This is a genomic window from Alcanivorax sp. 24 (genome assembly GCF_004360225.1).
Lineage (GTDB): Bacteria > Pseudomonadota > Gammaproteobacteria > Pseudomonadales > Alcanivoracaceae > Alloalcanivorax > Alloalcanivorax xiamenensis.
The window spans coordinates 64,237-82,203 of the sequence record NZ_SNUA01000012.1; the positions used below are offsets into that span (position 1 = coordinate 64,237).

Here is a 17,967-nt window from a genome sequence, read left to right on the forward strand (position 1 = left end):
ATGGCCAATTTCTTTATTGATCGACCCATTTTCGCCTGGGTGATCGCCATCGTTCTGATGATGGCGGGCGCCCTGGCGATCAATACTTTGCCGGTGGAACAGTACCCCACCGTGGCACCGCCGGAAGTCACTATCGAGGCCACCTACCCGGGGGCTTCGGCGAAAGCGGTGGAAGATTCGGTGACGCAGGTTATCGAGCAGCAGATGAACGGCATCGATAACCTGCTGTACATGTCTTCCACCAGTGATTCCTCCGGTAACGCGCAGATCATCCTGACCTTCGCCGCCGGTACCGATCCGGATATCGCCCAGGTCCAGGTGCAGAACAAACTGCAACTGGCCACCCCGCGCCTGCCCCAGGTGGTGCAACAGCAAGGGGTGCAGGTGAGCAAGTCCTCCGACACCTTCCTGATGGTGGTGGCGTTCAACTCCAAATCCGGCGAACTGGACAACGCCGCCCTCGCCGATTATGTGGCGGCCAACATCCAGGATCCGATCAGCCGGGTGCAAGGCGTGGGTACCACCCAGCTGTTCGGCACCCAGTACGCCATGCGGGTCTGGCTCGACTCCCAGAAAATGACCGAGTTCGGTTTGACCGCGGCGGACGTCACCCAGGCGATCACGGTGCAGAACAACCAGATCACCGGTGGCCAGATTGGCGGCAACCCGGCGGTGGAAGGTCAGCAACTGAGCGCTTCCATCATCGTGCAGACCTTGCTGCAGACCCCGGAGGAATTTGGACGGATTCTGCTGCGCGTCAACGATGACGGCTCCCAGGTACGGCTCAAGGACGTCGCCAACATCGAGTTCGGCAAGGAAAGCTACGATATCACCGGGCGTTACAACGGCACTTCCGCCACCGGCCTGGGGATCAACCTGGCTACCGGCGCCAATGCTCTGGATACCGCCGAACGGGTGAAATCCACGCTCGACGATCTGAGTCAGTTCTTCCCCGAAGACATGCAGATGGATTTCCCCTACGACACCACGCCGTTCGTGGAAATTTCCATCATGGAGGTGGTGAAGACCCTGTTTGAGGGGATTCTGCTGGTGTTCCTGGTGATGTACCTGTTCCTGCAGAATTTCCGCGCCACCCTGATCCCCACCATCGCCGTTCCGGTGGTGTTGCTGGGGACCTTCGCGGTGCTGTTCGCCTTCGGCTTCTCGATCAATACCCTGACCATGTTCGGCATGGTGCTGGCCATCGGTCTGCTGGTGGACGACGCCATCGTGGTGGTGGAAAACGTGGAACGGGTGATGGCGGAAGAGGGGCTGCCTCCCCGTGAGGCCACGCGCAAATCCATGGGACAGATCACCGGCGCTCTGGTCGGTATCGCCCTGGTGCTGTCCGCGGTATTTATCCCGATGGCCTTCTTCCCCGGTTCCACCGGTGCCATCTACCGCCAGTTCTCCATCACCATCGTTTCGGCCATGGTGTTGTCGGTGCTGGTGGCTTTGATCCTGACGCCGGCGTTGTGCGCCAGCATGCTCAAGCAGCAGGACGCCTCCCACGGCGACAAGAAGGGCTTCTTCGGCTGGTTCAATCGCAACTTTGATCGCGCCAGCCACGGCTATCACGACAAGGTGGAGAAAATTCTCGGCCGCCGTGGCCGCTATCTACTGATCTATGTGGCCGTGGTGGCGGTGCTGGCGTTCACCTTCACCCGTCTGCCCACCGCCTTCCTGCCGGAAGAGGACCAGGGCATCATGCTGGCGCAGGTTCAGTTGCCGGTCGGGGCCACCCAGGAGCAGACCATCGAAGTACTGAAGAAGATGGAGTACTACTTCCTGGAGGAGGAAAAAGACGCGGTGCAATCGATCTTCACCGTGGCCGGCTTCAGCTTCGCCGGTCGTGGACAGAACTCGGGGATCGCGTTCGTCCGGCTGCGGGATTGGGAGGATCGTGACCTCGGCACTGATGGCATCGATCAGATCATCGGCCGTGCCATGGGGTACTTCGGCGGCATCCGCGAGGCGATCATCTTCGCCTTGAACCCGCCGTCGATCCCGGCTCTGGGTGTGGCCAGCGGTTTCAACTTCCAGCTCCAGGACCGTGCCGGCCTGGGCCATGACGCCCTCAATCAGGCCATGGGCCAGTTGCTTGGTCAGGCCAACCAGGATCCGTCCATGGTACAGGTGCGTTACAACGGCCTGCCCGACGCGCCGCAGTACAAGGTCGATGTGGATCACCTGAAGGCACAGTCCATGGGTGTCTCCATCGCCGACATCAACAACACCATGTCGGTGGCCTGGGGTTCCACCTATGTCAATGACTTCCTCGATCGCGGCCGGATCAAGCGGGTCTATGTCCAGGGCGACGCGGAAGACCGCATGCTGCCGGAGGACATCGGCACCTGGTACGTGCGCAACAGCAATAACCAGATGGTGCCCTTCTCCAGCTTCGCCACTGGCGACTGGCAATATGGTCCGCAGCAACTGCAGCGTTACAACGGCGTATCCTCGGTGAACATCCAGGGTAATGCCATGCCCGGTTACAGCACCGGCGACGCCATGACCGCGCTGGAAGGCCTGGCCGCGGATCTGCCCGAGGGCTTCGGCTACGAGTGGACCGGCTTGTCCTACCAGGAACGTCAGTCCGGCAACCAGGCGCCGGCGCTGTATGCGCTGTCCCTGATCGTGGTGTTCCTGTGTCTCGCCGCTCTGTACGAAAGCTGGTCGATTCCGTTCGCGGTGATGCTGGTGGTGCCCCTGGGTGTGATCGGCGCGGTCCTGTTCTCGCTGGGCCGGGGCCTGGAAAATGATGTGTTCTTCCAGGTCGGGCTGCTCACCACCATAGGGCTATCGGCGAAGAACGCGATCCTGATCGCCGAGTTCGCCAAGGACCTGGAGGATCAGGGCTACTCGTTGTGGAAAGCCACGCTGGAGGCCACACGAATGCGGCTGCGCCCGATCCTGATGACTTCCATGGCGTTCATGCTCGGTGTGACGCCGCTGATGCTGAGCAGCGGTGCCGGCTCCGGTGCCCGTAACGCCATCGGCACCAGCGTGTTTGGCGGCATGTTCACCGCCACCGCCCTGGCTATTTTCTTCATTCCTTTGTTCTATGTGGTGGTTCGTAAGTTGTCCGGTGTGCCGTTGAACGGCAAAGGTGACCGTAACGAGCCGTCCGAGGAGATCCGCGGATGACTTTGAAGCCCGCTTCCATGGCGCTGGCCGTCGCTCTGGCCTTGAGCGGCTGTACGCTGGCGCCCAGTTATGAACAGCCCCCGTCCCCGGTACCGGATCAGTTCCGTGAAGGCGCCGACGCCACGCAGGTCACCCTGCCCGGCTGGCGGGATTTCTTCGCCGAACCGGAACTGCAGCAACTGATCCAGACCGCCCTGGCCAACAACCGGGATCTGCGTCTGGCCATGCTGGATGTGGAAGAGTTGCGCGCCCAGTACCGGATTCAACGGGCCGACCTGTTTCCGGATATCGGCCTCAACGGCACCGGCACCCGCCAGCGGGTGCCCGGCGACCTGAACAACACCGGCGAGAGCCAGGTGCAGAGTCAGTACGGCGCCAACGTGGGCATCTCCGCCTACGAGCTGGATCTGTTCGGCCGGGTGCGCAGTCTCAAGGACGCCGCCTTGCAGAATTATCTGGCCAGTGAAGAGGCCCAGCGCAGCGCCCATATCACGCTGGTCTCGGAAGTAGCCAACGCTTATCTGACTCTGGTGGCGGACCGTGAAAACCTGCGCATCAGCGAAGAGACCATGGAGGCCTACCGGTCCTCCCTGGACCTGACCCAGCGTCGCTTCGACCTCGGTGTCGGCTCCGAACTGGAACTGCGTCAGGCGCAGACCGCGCTGGAAACCGCCCGCGCCAATCGCGCCCGCTTCGCCCGCCTGGTGGCCCAGGACCGGAACGCCCTGGCCACCCTGGTCGGCGCGCCGCTGCCGCCGCTGCCCAACGATAATCTGGAGGAATCCGGGCTGGTGGAACTGTCGGAGGTGCCCTCCGGGCTGTCCTCCAATGTGCTGCTGGCAAGGCCGGACATCATCCGCGCGGAACATCTGCTGCGGGCGGCCAACGCCAATATCGGCGCGGCCCGGGCGGCGTTCTTCCCGAGTATTTCCCTGACCGGCACCTTTGGTACCAGCAGCGCCGAGCTGGACGGGCTGTTCGAGAGCGGGTCGCGCAGTTGGTCGTTCTCCCCCAGCATATCCCTGCCGATCTTCACTGGCGGGCGCAACCGCGCCAGCCTGGACGTGGCGGAAGTACGCCGGGACCAGAGCGTGGCCAGCTACGAACAAACCATCCAGACCGCCTTCCAGGAGGTCTCGGATGCGCTGGTGTCCCGGGAAACCCTGCTGGAACAGGAAATCGCCCAACAGGCACTGGTGGACGCCACCCGGCGCTCACTGGAACTGTCCCAGCAACGCTACGAACTGGGCGCGGACGACTATCTGGCGGTACTGGACGCGCAGCGCAGTCTGCTGACCGCCCGCCAGGAGCTGGTGTCCATCACGCTCAGCAAGCTTGCCAATCAGATCACCCTGTATCGGGCCCTGGGTGGCGGCTGGCTGGAGGATCAGGCCACCGTGATCAACACCGCCCCGGAGCAGGAAGACAACGACGCTTCCGGCACCCAGGGTTGAGTGCATCCGCCCGGCGCGACCACGCCGGGCTTCTCCTTCTCCCACCTCCCCCCTCTCTTCGTTCTAGTTCCCGACCCCACACCCGCGCACGACTTTCGTGCCCCCCAACAGGTCTTCCCGGTCTTAAGACGCCTTCCCGACCAAAGCGGGATTCGCCGTCGCCAGCCTCTTTCCATACTGCCCGCTCCGAACGACGCAAAAAAACATGGAGCGAACCATGCACAACAACAAAAGGCTACCTCTCATCTGTGCTCTGCTGGCATCGTTTGCCAGTACCGCCGCGCAGGCGGAAATCAAGCTCTACGATGATAATCAGACTACTTTCTCCACCGATGGCTATATCAACGCCTTTTACGTAAACAACGACGTGGACCGCCCTGGCGACCAGTTCGACCGGCGCCAGTCCCGGGTAAAGATGGGGTTTCTGCCGAACTGGATCGGCTTCAATGTGTCCCGCCAGGCCGGCGACCTGAAACTCGGCGCCCGGTCCTCGTTCTGGGTCACCATCAATGACAGTGAAACCAACGGTACCGAAACCGGCATCGACGTGCGGCAGTTCTACGGCACCATCGACGGCGGCTGGGGTCAGGTGTTGATCGGTAAGGACTTTGGTCTGTTCGCCCGTTCCAATATTCTGCGCGACGAACTGTTGTCGGGTTTCGGCCAGGCCAGCGATACCCTCGGCCTGATGGACGGCGGCGGCGTGTCCTTTGGCAATATCGGCACCGGCTACCCCTACCCCTTCCCCAGCGCCCAGATCACTTACCGCAGTCCCCAACAACATGCCTTGAAAGTCGCCGTGGGCGTTCTCGATCCCTATGACAGCAACGACGTCGGCGGCACCGGCAAGGCCTATCAATCGGCACCGCGTTTCGAAACCGAAGTGAGCTACCAGACCAGCCTCGGCGCCACCGAACTGTATGCCTGGATCAACGGCGCTTATCAGACCTCGGAAAACACCGACAGTACCATTGAGGATGTGACCTCACGGGGATTGGGTTACGGCGTTCAGGCCAAACTCGGCGGTACCTCCATCACCGCGTCGGGCTTCGATGCGGAGGGCATGCATCCCTTGTTCTCCAACAACCTCGGCCAGGCCAACCTGAGGGAGATCGACAGCAAGGGGTACCTGCTCCAGTTCGGCCAGCAGATCGATAAATTCCGGCTGGCGCTGTCCTATGGCCGTAGCGAGGACGACGGCAATCTGCTCGGCGGTGAAGCCGACTATGAGAACAAAGCCGTTCTGCTCAGCTACGCGGTCAACGACAGCCTGAAACTGCTGGGTAATTTCAGCCGCTTCGAAATCGATGACAAGCAGGCCGGCGAGATTGAATCCACCGACACTCTGGCAGTGGGGGCCGCACTCTCCTGGTAGATCCGCCGAGCGGATCCATTCCACTGTGCCATTTGGCCGCCCCTGGGGCGGCCTTTTTTATCAGCGCCGTTGATATGAACTCAGAGGCAGCTACAAGGCCGCCGTGGGAGCCACGCCTGCTGACAAATTCCGCTCAGGATATTCGCTTGCGAGCAAGCTTCCCACAGCAGCCCTGTAGTAAAGCTGTGGGAGACCAGCTTGCTGGCGAATCGGCCCTTCCGGCGTTGGATATCCGCTTGCAAACAAACTTCCCACAGCGGCTTCCTGCTCAAGGCACCAACACCGCCGCGCCGTTGAGGCGGCCGGCACGCAGGTCGTCCAGCGCTTCGTTCGCCTCATCCAACCGATAGACCCGGGTCGCCACCTCGATGCCGGCCTGCGACGCAAGGTGCAAGAACTGCTCGCCATCTTCCCGGGTCAGGTTGGCGACGGAACGGATCACCCGTTCGCCCCACAGATCGGCATAGGGGAACGCCGGGATATCACTCATATGAATGCCGCCGCAGACCACCACACCGCCTTTGCGCACGGCGCGCAACGCCACCGGCACCAACGCGCCCACCGGAGCGAATAGAATGGCCGCGTCCAGTTCCACCGGCGGCGCCTGATCCGACCCACCGGCCCAACTCGCCCCCATTTCCAGCGCGAACGCCTGCGCGGTACTGTCTCCAGGACGGGTGAATGCGTAGACCTCGCGCCCCTGCCAACAAGCCAGTTGGGTGAGAATGTGCGCCGCCGCGCCAAAACCGTAGAGGCCCAGGCGCGGCGCCTCCCCGGCCATCCGATAGGAGCGGTAACCGATCAGACCAGCGCACATCAACGGCGCCAGGCTGACGGCGTCAGACTCTTCCGGTAGGGCAAAGGCATAGTCCTGCGAGGCCACGCAGTGTTCCGCGTAACCACCATCCAGGGTGTAGCCGGTAAATCCGGGGGCCTCACACAGGTTTTCCTGGCCGGCCAGGCAATAGCGGCATTGCCCGCAGCTATGCCCGAGCCACGGGAGACCAACGCGCTGCCCGAGGGAGAAGCGGCTTGAGCCGGGCCCCAGTTCCACCACCCGGCCAACAATTTCATGACCGGGAATCAGAGGAAGCTTGACGTCCTCCAACTCGCCGTCCACCACGTGCAGATCGGTGCGGCAGACCCCACAGGCTTCGACCTGAAGGCGCAGCTCGCCGGGGCCGGGACGGGCTGCCGGGCAATCGATCAATTCAAGCGGCTCGCCGATCTTTCGCAAGCTCATGGCTCGCATGGGAACCTCCGCTGTTGTTGGAATAGCGCACCCATGATCCAGTGTAGTGCAAGCGGGAGCCTTGATCGCAATCAAGCAACGGAGAGGGAGGATGGACAGGGAAAGCAGCGGGACCGGCGGAGAGGTCGGGAGAACATTTCCCCTCCTGCTTCCGCCGGTTTATCCATTGGCTTCAGAAGAAGCCAAGCGGGTTTACGTCGTAGCTGACCAGAAGGTTCTTGGTCTGCTGGTAGTGGTCCAGGATCATCTTGTGGGTTTCCCGGCCGATACCGGATTTCTTGTAACCGCCAAAGGCGGCGTGGGCCGGGTAGGCGTGATAGCAGTTGGTCCAGACCCGGCCGGCCTGAATACCGCGGCCCATGCGGAACGCCACATTGATATCCCGGCTCCATACCCCGGCACCAAGACCGAACTCGGTATCGTTGGCGATTTCCAGTGCTTCCGCCTCGTCCTTGAAGGTGGTCACCGCCACCACCGGGCCGAAGATCTCCTCCTGGAACACCCGCATCTTGTTGTGGCCCTTGAGCAGCGTCGGTTGAATGTAGAAACCGTCACCGTGTTCACCGGCCAGAGACTCACGGTCACCACCGGACAGGAACTCAGCACCTTCGCTACGGGCCACTTCCATGTAGGACATGATCTTGTCGAACTGCTCCTGGGAAGCCTGAGCACCGACCTGGGTCTCGGTATCCAGCGGGTTGCCGCGCTTGATGGTGGCGATGCGTGCCACTACCCGTTCCATGAAGTCGTCGTACATGCTTTCCTGAATCAGCGCCCGGGACGGGCAGGTGCAGACCTCTCCCTGATTGAAGAACGCCAGCACCAGCCCTTCCACCGCTTTGTCGATGAACTCCGGCTCGGCATTGAGAATGTCGGCGAAGTAAATGTTGGGCGATTTGCCGCCCAGCTCCACGGTGGAGGGGATGATGTTCTCCGCGGCGCATTTGAGGATGTGCGAGCCCACCGGGGTGGAACCGGTGAAGGCGATCTTGGCGATGCGTTTGCTGGTGGCCAGGGCCTGGCCGGCTTCGTCGCCGAAACCGTTGACCACGTTCACCACGCCGGCCGGCAACAAATCACCGATCAGTTCCATCACCTTGAGGATCGATACCGGGGTCTGCTCCGCCGGTTTCAACACCACGCAGTTGCCCGCCGCCAACGCCGGCGCCAGTTTCCAGGCGGCCATCAAGATCGGGAAATTCCAGGGGATGATCTGCCCGACCACACCCAACGGTTCATGGAAATGGTAGGCCACTGTGTTGGCGTCGATATCCGCGAGGGTCCCTTCCTGGGCGCGAATACAACCGGCGAAATAGCGGAAGTGATCCACCGTCAGGGGAATATCGGCGTTGAGGGTTTCACGCACCGCCTTGCCGTTATCCCAGGTTTCCGCCACGGCCAGGGATTCCAGGCTGCCTTCGATCCGGTCGGCGATTTTCAGCAGCAGATTGGCGCGCTCGGCCACCGAGGTGCGTGCCCAGCCTGGCGCGGCACGGTGAGCGGCATCCAGTGCCAGATCAATGTCTTCGGCGGAAGAACGGGGCACCTGACAGAACACCTTGCCATTGACCGGACTGATGTTGTCGAAGTACTGGCCCTTAACAGGAGCCACCCACTCACCGCCAATGTAGTTTTGGTAGCGCTCTTTGAAGGAGACCAGGGCGCCCTGACTACCGGGATTGTCGTAAATCATAGCCGTACTTCCTCGCTTTTTTATGCTGATCCTGAGTGTCTCCGCCACACTCTCGGGCGGACTGTCTGGATATTCAGATTAGTGCCGGGCCGGTAGCGCCCGCATGCTACCAAGGTACTAATTCGGCCCTTATTTGGTCGTATCCGGATCCGCCCACAACAGCGCTTCCTCGTAGTCGGCGTAGAAATGGCTGACACTGCGGGTCAGCTCGTAACGCACCAGCGCCATGTCGGCGAAGCGTTCCGGCAACGGCGCCTGAATCACTTCGTTGCGGGTGGCGCCGCTGGCCGCCCCATTGGTGAGGCGTCGATCCAGCCAATCCAGGTAGTCGAGTGTCTCGACCACCGGGGACTCATCCTTGGCCGCCGGGCCATGGCCTGGCACCAGGACGTCAAACCGCAGCGCGCGCACTTGCCGGAGTTGTTCCCGCCAGATTCCGATCCCGGGGGAATGAGGAGTGGTCGGCGCCCGGTGGTGAAACACCAGATCGCCGGTGAACAACACCCCGGTGGCCGGATCAAGCACCACCAGGTCGGCGCCGGAATGACCGCTGAAGGCAAACAGTCGCAATGGGTAGTCACCGAAACGGGATTCCCCTGCCTCCAGGGCGCGGGTCGGCAAGGCGGTTTCCGTACCTCGCACGGCGTCACCCAGCCGTTGATAGAGTGTGGTGCGGAAGCTGTCGGCGTCCCGTTTCAGCGCGGCTATGGTGGCCGGCAACGCGGAAATCTCCGCACCCTCGAAGGCCTGATTGCCGAACACATGATCCGGGTGATGATGGGTGTTGATGACCCAGCGCACCGGCTGGTCGGTGACCGTGGCGATGGCCGCCCGCAACGCCCGGCCGTAACTCAGTGTGCTGCCGGTATCGATAACGATGACGCCGTCACCGGTGGCGATGAACGCGGCATTGGCGATATCACCGCCGTTGTCCTCGGAGAGCTCCTCGCGCCGTCCTTGCACCATCCAGGTGCGCTCCGCCACGGCCACTGGCTTGAGATGATAGTCGAAGGCCGGCGCCGGGCCGGCGAACAGCGCCAGGCCGACGGACAGCACGGCCTTCACCAACCACGAACGCGTTGCACCGTCAGGGGATGACATGATCAAACTCATTACCGTTGTTGTCCCGGGCCTGGAACCGATAGGCGGTGCCGGCATCGCCCTTGAGGGTCAGCGCCAGTTCCGGGTTCTCACTGACCGAAGCCTGCCATGTCATGCTTGCCACCGGCTCGTCGCCGTGAACAAACGCCACCTGCTCCACATAAAACGGCCGTGTGCTCGGAATCAGACCACTGTCCATGGGGTGAGAGAGCTTTACCCGTACCCGGCTGCCCGACTCATGCCCGAAACGCCGGGCCTTGATCCTGCCGAAGTCCTTCGACCAGTTGTCCTCGGTCTTGGCGATACCCGGTGTAGTGCAGCCGCCGCCCTCGCCTTCGATACGGGTACTGCCGACGTGCCAGACGCCATCACTGAGCACCGCCACCCGCACCGCCGAGGACTGCTCCAGACGCACATTGATGGAAAGACGGCCCAGGCCGTCACTCAAGGGCCGATAGTCGAACACCAGCGGGATCGGGTTCAGCTCCACCCACAACAGCATGCGCTGAAAGCGGCCATTGAAGTCCGAGGCGTCCACATCGATGGGAACCTGCCCGGAATCCTCGGCGAACGCCGGCGCCTGGATACCGACCCGCGAATCAAAACGCACCGGTGTATCGCCAAGAAAACGCTCACGATAGCGTTCCCACATGAACGACCCCAGCGGGTCTTCCCGTGCTTCCTCGGCCACGCTCCAGGGTGCGCCAAGCAGTATCAGCACCGCCAGTAGCGGTTTCAGGTAACCGGCCATGGCCACCCCTCCTTTTGCTCAGCGGCCGCTTAATTGCCGCCGGTGGTTTCCAGGCTGACGGTTTCCAGCCAGGTGCGGATCGCCCACAGCGCTTCCTGGCTGAGGTAATTGGCCATCGGCGGCATCAGCACCCGGCCATCACGGCTGGCACCATTGACCACCCGCTCCTTGTACCATTCGTCACCGTAATCTCCGTTTTCCAGTTCGCGCAGATCCGGGGCAATACCGCCGGATTTGGCTTCCAGGCCATGGCAGGCGGCGCAGTTCTGGTTATAGGCGGACTCCCCCACTTCCACCGCCAGATCGTGTTGCGGATGCGATTCGCGGTAAGGGTTGGTGTCGCGCCATTCCTCGCCCAGTTCTTCCAGGCCTCGGGTGTTGACCGACTGCGGCGTGACGTTGCCGTGTCCCCAGGCCAGACCGGCCAGGGACAACAGGGAGGTAATGATGAGAATAACTTTTGTTCTGGTCATCGTCGGGGTCCTTCAAATCGGGGATTGCAATACGGCGGTAAAGCGTGAAGACAACTCCAGGACTTCACGCCGTATTTCAATCTAGCGGCCCGCTCTCCATCGACCTACTCGTCCTTGGACCAAACCTGTCTACATCCTTGGTACTAGACCCAATTGGCTAGATTTCTCGGCCTGCTGTCGGTAGCGGCCAAGCTCGCCCTCGGGGACTCTGATGCTGTCTTCATTCGCAGCGGGGCGGGAACACTCCGCGACCGATACCAACAAGCCGAGGAACAGGTATGAAAACAACAAGCCGCAACACACCGTTTTCCGGAAAGGCCAAGCGCCTTGCCGGCGCGGTTACCCTGGCCACCATGATCGGGGCCACGATCGGGGTAAGTGGCGCCGCACATTCCGCCACCAAGGCGGTAACCTGGGAAGACATCGCCAACGATGCCGCCACCACCGATGATGTGCTGATGTACGGCCTGGGCATCCAGGCCCAGCGCTACAGCACCCTCAACGACATCAACGCCGACAACGTCTCCATGCTGACACCGGCCTGGTCTTTCTCGTTTGGCGATGAGAAACAACGCGGCCAGGAATCCCAGGCTCTGGTCCACGATGGCGTGATCTACGTCACCGGCTCCTACTCCCGGGTATTCGCCGTCGACGCCCGCACCGGCAAAAAGTTGTGGGACTATTCTCACCGCCTGCCGGATGACATCCGGCCCTGCTGTGACGTGGTCAACCGTGGCGCCGCCATCTACGGCGACAAGATTTTCTTCGGTACCCTGGATGCCAGCATCGTGGCGTTGAACAAGGACACCGGCAAAGTAGTCTGGCGCAAGAAGTTCGCCGACCACAAGGTCGGCTACACCATGACCGGCGCACCGACCATCGTTAAGGATCAGAAAACCGGGAAAGTCCTGCTGATTCACGGCTCCTCCGGCGATGAATTCGGCGTCGTCGGCCAGTTGTTCGCCCGCGACCCGGATACCGGTGAGGAAATCTGGATGCGGCCATTCGTGGAAGGCCACATGGGCCGTCTCAACGGCAAGGAAAGCACCCCCAGTGGTGATCCACGCGCGCCGTCCTGGCCGGACGATCCCAACACCGAAACCGGCAAGGCCAAGGCCTGGAGTCACGGCGGCGGCGCGCCCTGGCAGAGTGCCACTTTCGATCCGCAAACCAACACCATCGTTATCGGCGCGGGCAACCCCGCGCCCTGGAACGGCTGGGCTCGCACCGCGCCCGACGGTGATCCCAAGGACTACGACAGCCTCTACACTTCCGGGCAGGTGGGCGTGGATCCGAGCACCGGCGAGATCAAGTGGTTCTATCAGCACACCCCCAACGACACCTGGGATTTCTCCGGCAACAACGAGATCGTGCTGTTCGATTACGTCGACAAGAAAGGCAAGCTCCACAAGGCTGGCGCCCACGCCGACCGTAACGGCTTCTTCTACGTCACTGATCGGACCAGCGGCAAACTGTTGAACGCGTTCCCATTTGTCGACGGAATCACCTGGGCCAAGGGCATCGATTTGAAAACCGGACGCCCGATCGAGAACAAAGGCCAGCGGCCGGCACGCCTGAAGAAAGGCGAAACCCGTTCCGAAGCGGTGGAAGTCTCGCCGCCGTTCCTGGGCGGCAAGAACTGGAACCCGATGGCCTACAGCCAGGACACCGGCTTGTTCTATGTGCCCGCCAACCACTGGAAAGAGGATTATTGGACCGAGGAAGTGGAGTACACCCCCGGCTCCGCGTACCTGGGCATGGGCTTCCGTATCAAGCGCCTGTTTGACGATCACGTCGGCATCCTGCGCGCCATGGATCCGAAGACCGGCAAGGTGGTCTGGCAGCATAAGGAACACATGCCGCTGTGGGCTGGCGTGCTGGCCACCAAGGGTAATCTGGTGTTCACCGGTACCGGTGACGGCTACTTCAAGGCCTTCGATGCCAAGACCGGCAAGGAGCTGTGGAAATTCCAGGTGGGCACCGGAATCATCTCTCCGCCGATCACCTGGGAAATGGACGGCGAGCAATACATCGGCGTGACCGCCGGCTACGGTGGCGCGGTGCCGCTGTGGGGCGGCGACATGGCGGATCTGACCCGGCCGATCTCCCAGGGCGGTTCCTTCTGGGTGTTCAAACTACCGGACTTCGCCAAGGACATGGCGAAGAAATAACGGCGGTCGTCAACCCGCGAAGGAGCGGCCCTTCAAGGTGCCGCTCCTTCACCACAACAATAACACCGGCCCGCCACAAACCGGGCCCAGGGAGCATGTCATGGCACTGCGTTCCAAACTCCTGCTAAGCAGTCTTCTGGTGGCCGCCGGCGCAATGACGCTGGGTAATACCCCGCACGCCGCCGAAGACGACCTCTGGACGCCACCGGAACACAACGGTTGTGTTCTCGAGGCACAAACCCATTGTCCCGGTGCTGACCTGTCCGGCGCCGACCTTTCCAACCTGGATTTACGCGGCGCCGATTTCAGCAACGCCAATCTGCGCGGCACCGATCTGCGTCATGCGGATTTGCGCGGCGCCAATCTGGAGCGCGCCGATCTGAGCGGCGCCGATCTGACCCGTGCCACGCTGTACAGCACCAACCTGCGCTCCGCCAACCTCAGTCAGGCGAAATTGGTGGCGGTACAAAGCTGGAACCTGTTCGCCCAGAACGCGCGTTTCGACGGCGCCGATCTCACCGGCGCGGATCTGCGGTTCGGCCGTCTCACCCGAGCCAGTTGGCAACACGCCACATTGCGCGCCGCCAATCTGGAAATGGCCTGGATGAATAAATCAAAATTGCAAAATGCGGACCTGCGCGACGCCAACCTGCAGGAAACCAAGTTGAACCTGTCCACTCTGGAAGGCGCCGATGTCACTGGCGCGCGCCTGCGCTTCACCAATTTCCAGGGCACCTACATGAAGAACTGCAGCGGCTGCCCGCAGGACTGGTGAGATGATCACTCGTTTCCTGATCATGTTATTCGTCGCTACCGTCGCGCTGCCGGCGTCCGGTAGCGGCGGTTTCGATGCCAAAGGATATCGTCTGCCGCCCTACCGCTCCCCCACCCCGGAGGCCGTGGAAGGTGCCGTGACGCTGAATACCAAGGCATTGAAAACCATACTGTCCACCGAACCCGGCGTGGTTCTGATCGATGTCTACAATGTTGGTTACGCCAACGGCGGTTTTTTGCAGGACACTCCGCATTGGACGCTGCCCGGAGCAATCTGGTTACCCAACACCGGCAACACACCGCTGGAGCATCGCTGGCGGGACTATCTGGATCGGCATCTGCAACGGCTCACGGAAGACAATAAGGATCGCGCTCTGGTGTTTTTCTGCCGCGCGGATTGCTGGTTGTCCTGGAATGTGGCGAAACGTACCGCGGCCGATGGCTACACTTCGGTGTACTGGTATCGCAATGGCGTGGACGGTTGGCGGGAAGCCGGCGGCAAGGTGGAAGCGGCGCGGCCAGAGCCCCTTCTCTGAATTCAGAGGCAGCTACAAAGCCGCTGAGGGAGATTCTATGGTGCCTTGCGAGCTCTAGCACGCCTGGCTCCCACAGATCATGCTACAAAACCGCCGTGGGAAGCTTGCTTGCAAGCGAATGGCAACGCCCCGGGAGGCATTCGCGGCCAAGGCCGCTTCCCGCGGCAATGGGCTACGAAGCCGCTTGGGCGTTTGCCCGCGAGCCAATCCCCCACCAAAGGCCGCGTTCGCCAGCAAGCTGGTCTCCCACAGATCATGCTACAAAGCCGCCGTGGGAAGCTTGCTTGCAAGCGAATGGCAACGCCCCGGGAGGCATTCGCGGCCAAGGCCGCTTCCCGCGGCAATGGGCTACGAAGCCGCTTGGGCGTTTGCCCGCGAGCCAATCCCCCACCAAAGGCCGCGTTCGCCAGCAAGCTGGTCTCCCACAGATCATGCTACAAAGCCGCCGTGGGAAGCTTGCTTGCAAGCGAATGGCAACGCCCCGGGAGGCATTCGCGGCCAAGGCCGCTTCCCGCGGCAATGGGCTACGAAGCCGCTTGGGCGTTTGCCCGCGAGCCAATCCCCCACCAAAGGCCGCGTTCGCCAGCAAGCTGGTCTCCCACAGATCATGCTACAAAGCCACCGTGGGAAGCTTGCTTGCAAGCGAATCAACCCATCATCCCGTCAGAACATGCTGCAGCGCCAGCTTCAGTTTCATCGGTTTAACCGGCTTATACAGCAACATATAGCCCTGCGTCGCGCAGCGCTGCTTCAACGCCTGTTCACGATCGGCGGTGAGCATGATCACCGGCAAGGGTTCGCTGCGTGCCGCGTTGATCTGTCCGGCAACGGTCAAGCCGTCGTCGGTGTCCGGGTCCAGATGGTAATCCATGATCAACACCTGAGCATCTCCCGCGCCAACATCCACCTGCTGGCGCAGTTCCGGCAGGGATTCCGCCGCCACCACCTGGCAGCCCCACTGTTCCAGTAAGGTGCGCATACCGGCGCAGATGGCTCTGTCGTTGTCCACCACCCAGACCCGCAGGCCGGTCAAAGCGGAGTGTTCCTCGGAGGACTGCGCCAGGGCCTGCTGGCGGGCCTGGCTCACGTTGCTCACCGGTAGGCGCAACAGAAACCGGGAGCCCTGGTTTTCCCGGGAAGTCACCGACAGCGGATGTTCAAGAATACGGCTGATCTTTTCCACGATCGACAAGCCCAGCCCCAAGCCGCGCTCGTGATATTCCACCGCCCGCTTGCCACGCTTGAATTCCTGGAAAATGGAGCGGATCTGATCCTCACCGATACCAATGCCGGTATCCGCCACCCACACCTCCACTTCGGCGCCGCGGCGCCGGCAGCCCAGCAAAACAGTGCCCCGGTCGGTGTAACGAATGGCATTGGAGAGCAGATTACGCATGATGCGGCTGAGCAACTGCGGATCCGAACGCACCACCAGGGAGGTGGGCACGTAGCGGAAGCGCAGCCCCTTCAACCCCGCCATCTGTCTGAACTCCTCCGCCAGCACATCCAGCAGCTGACTCAGAGGGAACGCCATGGTCTCCGCGCTGACCACGCCGGCATCCAGTTTGGAGGCGTCGGACAGCGTGGTGATCAGTGATTCCAGATCGCGCAGCGCGGTGTCGATATGATTCAGCATTGGCGACGCCCGCTCGTCGGAGTCCTCCTGCAAGGCGCTGGTGAACAGACGGGCGGCGTTGAGCGGTTGCATCAGGTCATGACTGACCGCCGCCACGAATTTGGTTTTCGACAGATTGGCCTGTTCCGCTTTATCGGTGGCCTCGCGCAGCCGCTGTTCCACCCGGCGGCGCTCCTCGATCTCCGCCATCAGTTGGCTATTGGTTTCCCGCAGCGCCTGGGTACGTTCACGCACCTGCTGGGCCAGAACCACCGAGTGCTGAAACGCCGCGTAGGGCGCGGTGGGCGCCATGCCACTGCCCTCCACCCGTTCGATCAGGGCATCACAGATCCGCCGGAGGCGGGCGTTCTCCGCCATCAGACGCGCTTCGTGCAAATCCCAGGGGGACTGACGGGCGTTGTCGGAACCGTTCCTGGTATCAGCCATTACCGGCGCCCATTTTGCGCCCAATCACCACGCCGGTCAGGGTGTGGTTGATATGCATGCCATTATATTGCTCACCGTAGGTACAAAAACCCACTACCCGGTGCTGACGCAACAGCTCCGACGCCTGGGGAATCTCCTCATCGGCTTCCAGTTCCGCCCGCCGCAGACAGCAGTCACAGCCGATCACCACCCAGGGCGGTCCCAGACGCGACTCGATGTCATCCAGGGTATTGGTGAGATTGTCGTGCAGCGAGGCGTTGCGCATGGCGGTCAGCACGATGCCGTTTTCCACCGCGCAATAGAACGACAGGCTCATGTCCCGATTGGCCTTTTGAATGGCGCGGGCGTAATAGTGATCATTGATGCGCACCGCCAGCGGGTAGCGGGCGAACACCACGTCATCGAGCTGCTCCACCGGCACCCCGACCAGGCGCGCATAGGCCAGAGCCGCCGGCTCCGCATCCAACTCGTGCACCACCCGTCGTTCCGCATCAGCGGCGGTGACCACCAGCTTCGGCGTGGACGGATGCAGGTGGTGGGTGCTGAATACTTCGAAATCCAGTACCGTGCTGACCATTACGACAATGGCGGCGTCGCTGTAGAAGCGCCCCCCGCAATAGACATAGGTTTGCGCGAGCCGGTAATCATCGCCGGCGGAACCGCCGAAGCTGGGAATCGACCCCAGCGCCGCGTTGAGCGTGGCGATGACGATTTCCTCGTTCACCGACAGGCCATCGAGCAACGTCAATACAAAAGTATTGTCCTCATTCGGCGTGAGCCCCTGGGCCCGTTCCCGGCATTGCGACAGCAGGCCGTCGGTAAGTTGCTGAGCATCGAGCAGGCCGAAGCCGTCCATGTGCTCGATCAGATGATGGCCGGCGGAAAAGAAGCGGGCATCGAAGCCGATTGCCACCAGCGTATTGCGGTCGTAGCCACGGGCGGTGATTTCCCCGGCGGAGGTGCAACCGCAAATGGGCAAATCCCGAAACTCACCGTTCAGGGCATCGGCGAGACGGTCCAGGTCATACTCGATCGAACAGAAAAACAGCACGAACCCCAGATTGGGGTGAATCAGGCTCTCGGCGATCTGACGCGCCGCCACCTGTTCGTCGCGGGCGTCGCTGTAGGCGGTCAACACCGCCTGTGGCGGGGCAGCGGTCATGGTCTACTCCCGGATA

13 protein-coding genes are annotated in these 17,967 nt (G+C 61.9%); 6 read left to right on the forward strand and 7 right to left on the reverse strand.

What is annotated here, in order from left to right; translation table 11 throughout:
* The 3 genes from E0L37_RS15625 to E0L37_RS15635 all read left to right on the forward strand — a co-directional run bounded on the left by E0L37_RS15625 (position 1) and on the right by E0L37_RS15635 (position 5,976).
* The gene (locus tag E0L37_RS15625; RefSeq protein WP_133492644.1) at positions 1-3,147 is read left to right on the forward strand and encodes an efflux RND transporter permease subunit; all 3,147 of its coding nucleotides are present in this window, start codon (positions 1-3) and stop codon (positions 3,145-3,147) included.
* On the forward strand, positions 3,144-4,601 hold the full coding sequence (locus E0L37_RS15630) for an efflux transporter outer membrane subunit (protein ID WP_133492645.1): 1,458 nt from the start codon (positions 3,144-3,146) through the stop codon (positions 4,599-4,601). The genes E0L37_RS15625 and E0L37_RS15630 overlap by 4 nt, the downstream gene beginning before the upstream one ends.
* A 217-nt stretch (positions 4,602-4,818) precedes the next feature.
* Complete coding sequence (locus tag E0L37_RS15635; protein ID WP_133492646.1) at positions 4,819-5,976, forward strand: porin; 1,158 nt, start codon at positions 4,819-4,821, stop codon at positions 5,974-5,976.
* A 268-nt stretch (positions 5,977-6,244) separates the two neighbouring features.
* Here the strand turns inward: E0L37_RS15635 and E0L37_RS15640 are convergent, their stop codons facing one another.
* The 5 genes from E0L37_RS15640 to pedF form a co-directional block, all read right to left on the reverse strand.
* Complete coding sequence (locus E0L37_RS15640; protein WP_133492647.1) at positions 6,245-7,228, reverse strand: zinc-dependent alcohol dehydrogenase family protein; 984 nt, start codon at positions 7,226-7,228, stop codon at positions 6,245-6,247.
* Between the two features lie 172 nt (positions 7,229-7,400).
* Entirely contained in the window at positions 7,401-8,921 is a 1,521-nt protein-coding gene (locus tag E0L37_RS15645; RefSeq protein WP_133492648.1) for an aldehyde dehydrogenase family protein, read from the reverse strand.
* A gap of 129 nt (positions 8,922-9,050) precedes the next feature.
* The gene (locus tag E0L37_RS15650) at positions 9,051-10,022 is read right to left on the reverse strand and encodes a quinoprotein relay system zinc metallohydrolase 1 (protein WP_240687485.1); all 972 of its coding nucleotides are present in this window, start codon (positions 10,020-10,022) and stop codon (positions 9,051-9,053) included.
* On the reverse strand, positions 10,009-10,773 hold the full coding sequence (locus E0L37_RS15655) for a quinoprotein dehydrogenase-associated SoxYZ-like carrier (RefSeq protein ID WP_014993997.1): 765 nt from the start codon (positions 10,771-10,773) through the stop codon (positions 10,009-10,011). Before E0L37_RS15655 ends, E0L37_RS15650 begins: the two co-directional genes overlap by 14 nt.
* A 29-nt stretch (positions 10,774-10,802) precedes the next feature.
* On the reverse strand, positions 10,803-11,246 hold the full coding sequence (pedF, locus tag E0L37_RS15660; protein WP_133492649.1) for a cytochrome c-550 PedF: 444 nt from the start codon (positions 11,244-11,246) through the stop codon (positions 10,803-10,805).
* Between the two features lie 353 nt (positions 11,247-11,599).
* Between pedF and exaA the strand changes: the two genes are divergently transcribed.
* From exaA to E0L37_RS15675, 3 genes are all read left to right on the forward strand, one after another.
* A complete protein-coding gene (gene exaA, locus E0L37_RS15665; protein WP_236564051.1) occupies positions 11,600-13,417 on the forward strand; it encodes a quinoprotein ethanol dehydrogenase in 1,818 nt (605 codons plus the stop codon).
* A gap of 100 nt (positions 13,418-13,517) precedes the next feature.
* On the forward strand, positions 13,518-14,192 hold the full coding sequence (locus E0L37_RS15670) for a pentapeptide repeat-containing protein (RefSeq protein WP_133492651.1): 675 nt from the start codon (positions 13,518-13,520) through the stop codon (positions 14,190-14,192).
* 1 nt (position 14,193) lies between these two features.
* Entirely contained in the window at positions 14,194-14,727 is a 534-nt protein-coding gene (locus E0L37_RS15675; RefSeq protein ID WP_240687486.1) for a rhodanese-like domain-containing protein, read from the forward strand.
* Positions 14,728-15,382: 655 nt separating this feature from the next.
* Here E0L37_RS15675 and E0L37_RS15680 read toward each other — a convergent pair.
* Together E0L37_RS15680 and nosP are read right to left on the reverse strand one after the other, a co-directional pair.
* Positions 15,383-16,789: a hybrid sensor histidine kinase/response regulator gene (locus E0L37_RS15680; protein WP_133492652.1), complete on the reverse strand. Its 1,407-nt coding sequence runs from the start codon at positions 16,787-16,789 to the stop codon at positions 15,383-15,385.
* Positions 16,782-17,951: a nitric oxide-sensing protein NosP gene (nosP, locus tag E0L37_RS15685; RefSeq protein ID WP_133492653.1), complete on the reverse strand. Its 1,170-nt coding sequence runs from the start codon at positions 17,949-17,951 to the stop codon at positions 16,782-16,784. The genes E0L37_RS15680 and nosP overlap by 8 nt, the downstream gene beginning before the upstream one ends.
* Between the last annotated feature and the right edge of the window lie 16 nt (positions 17,952-17,967).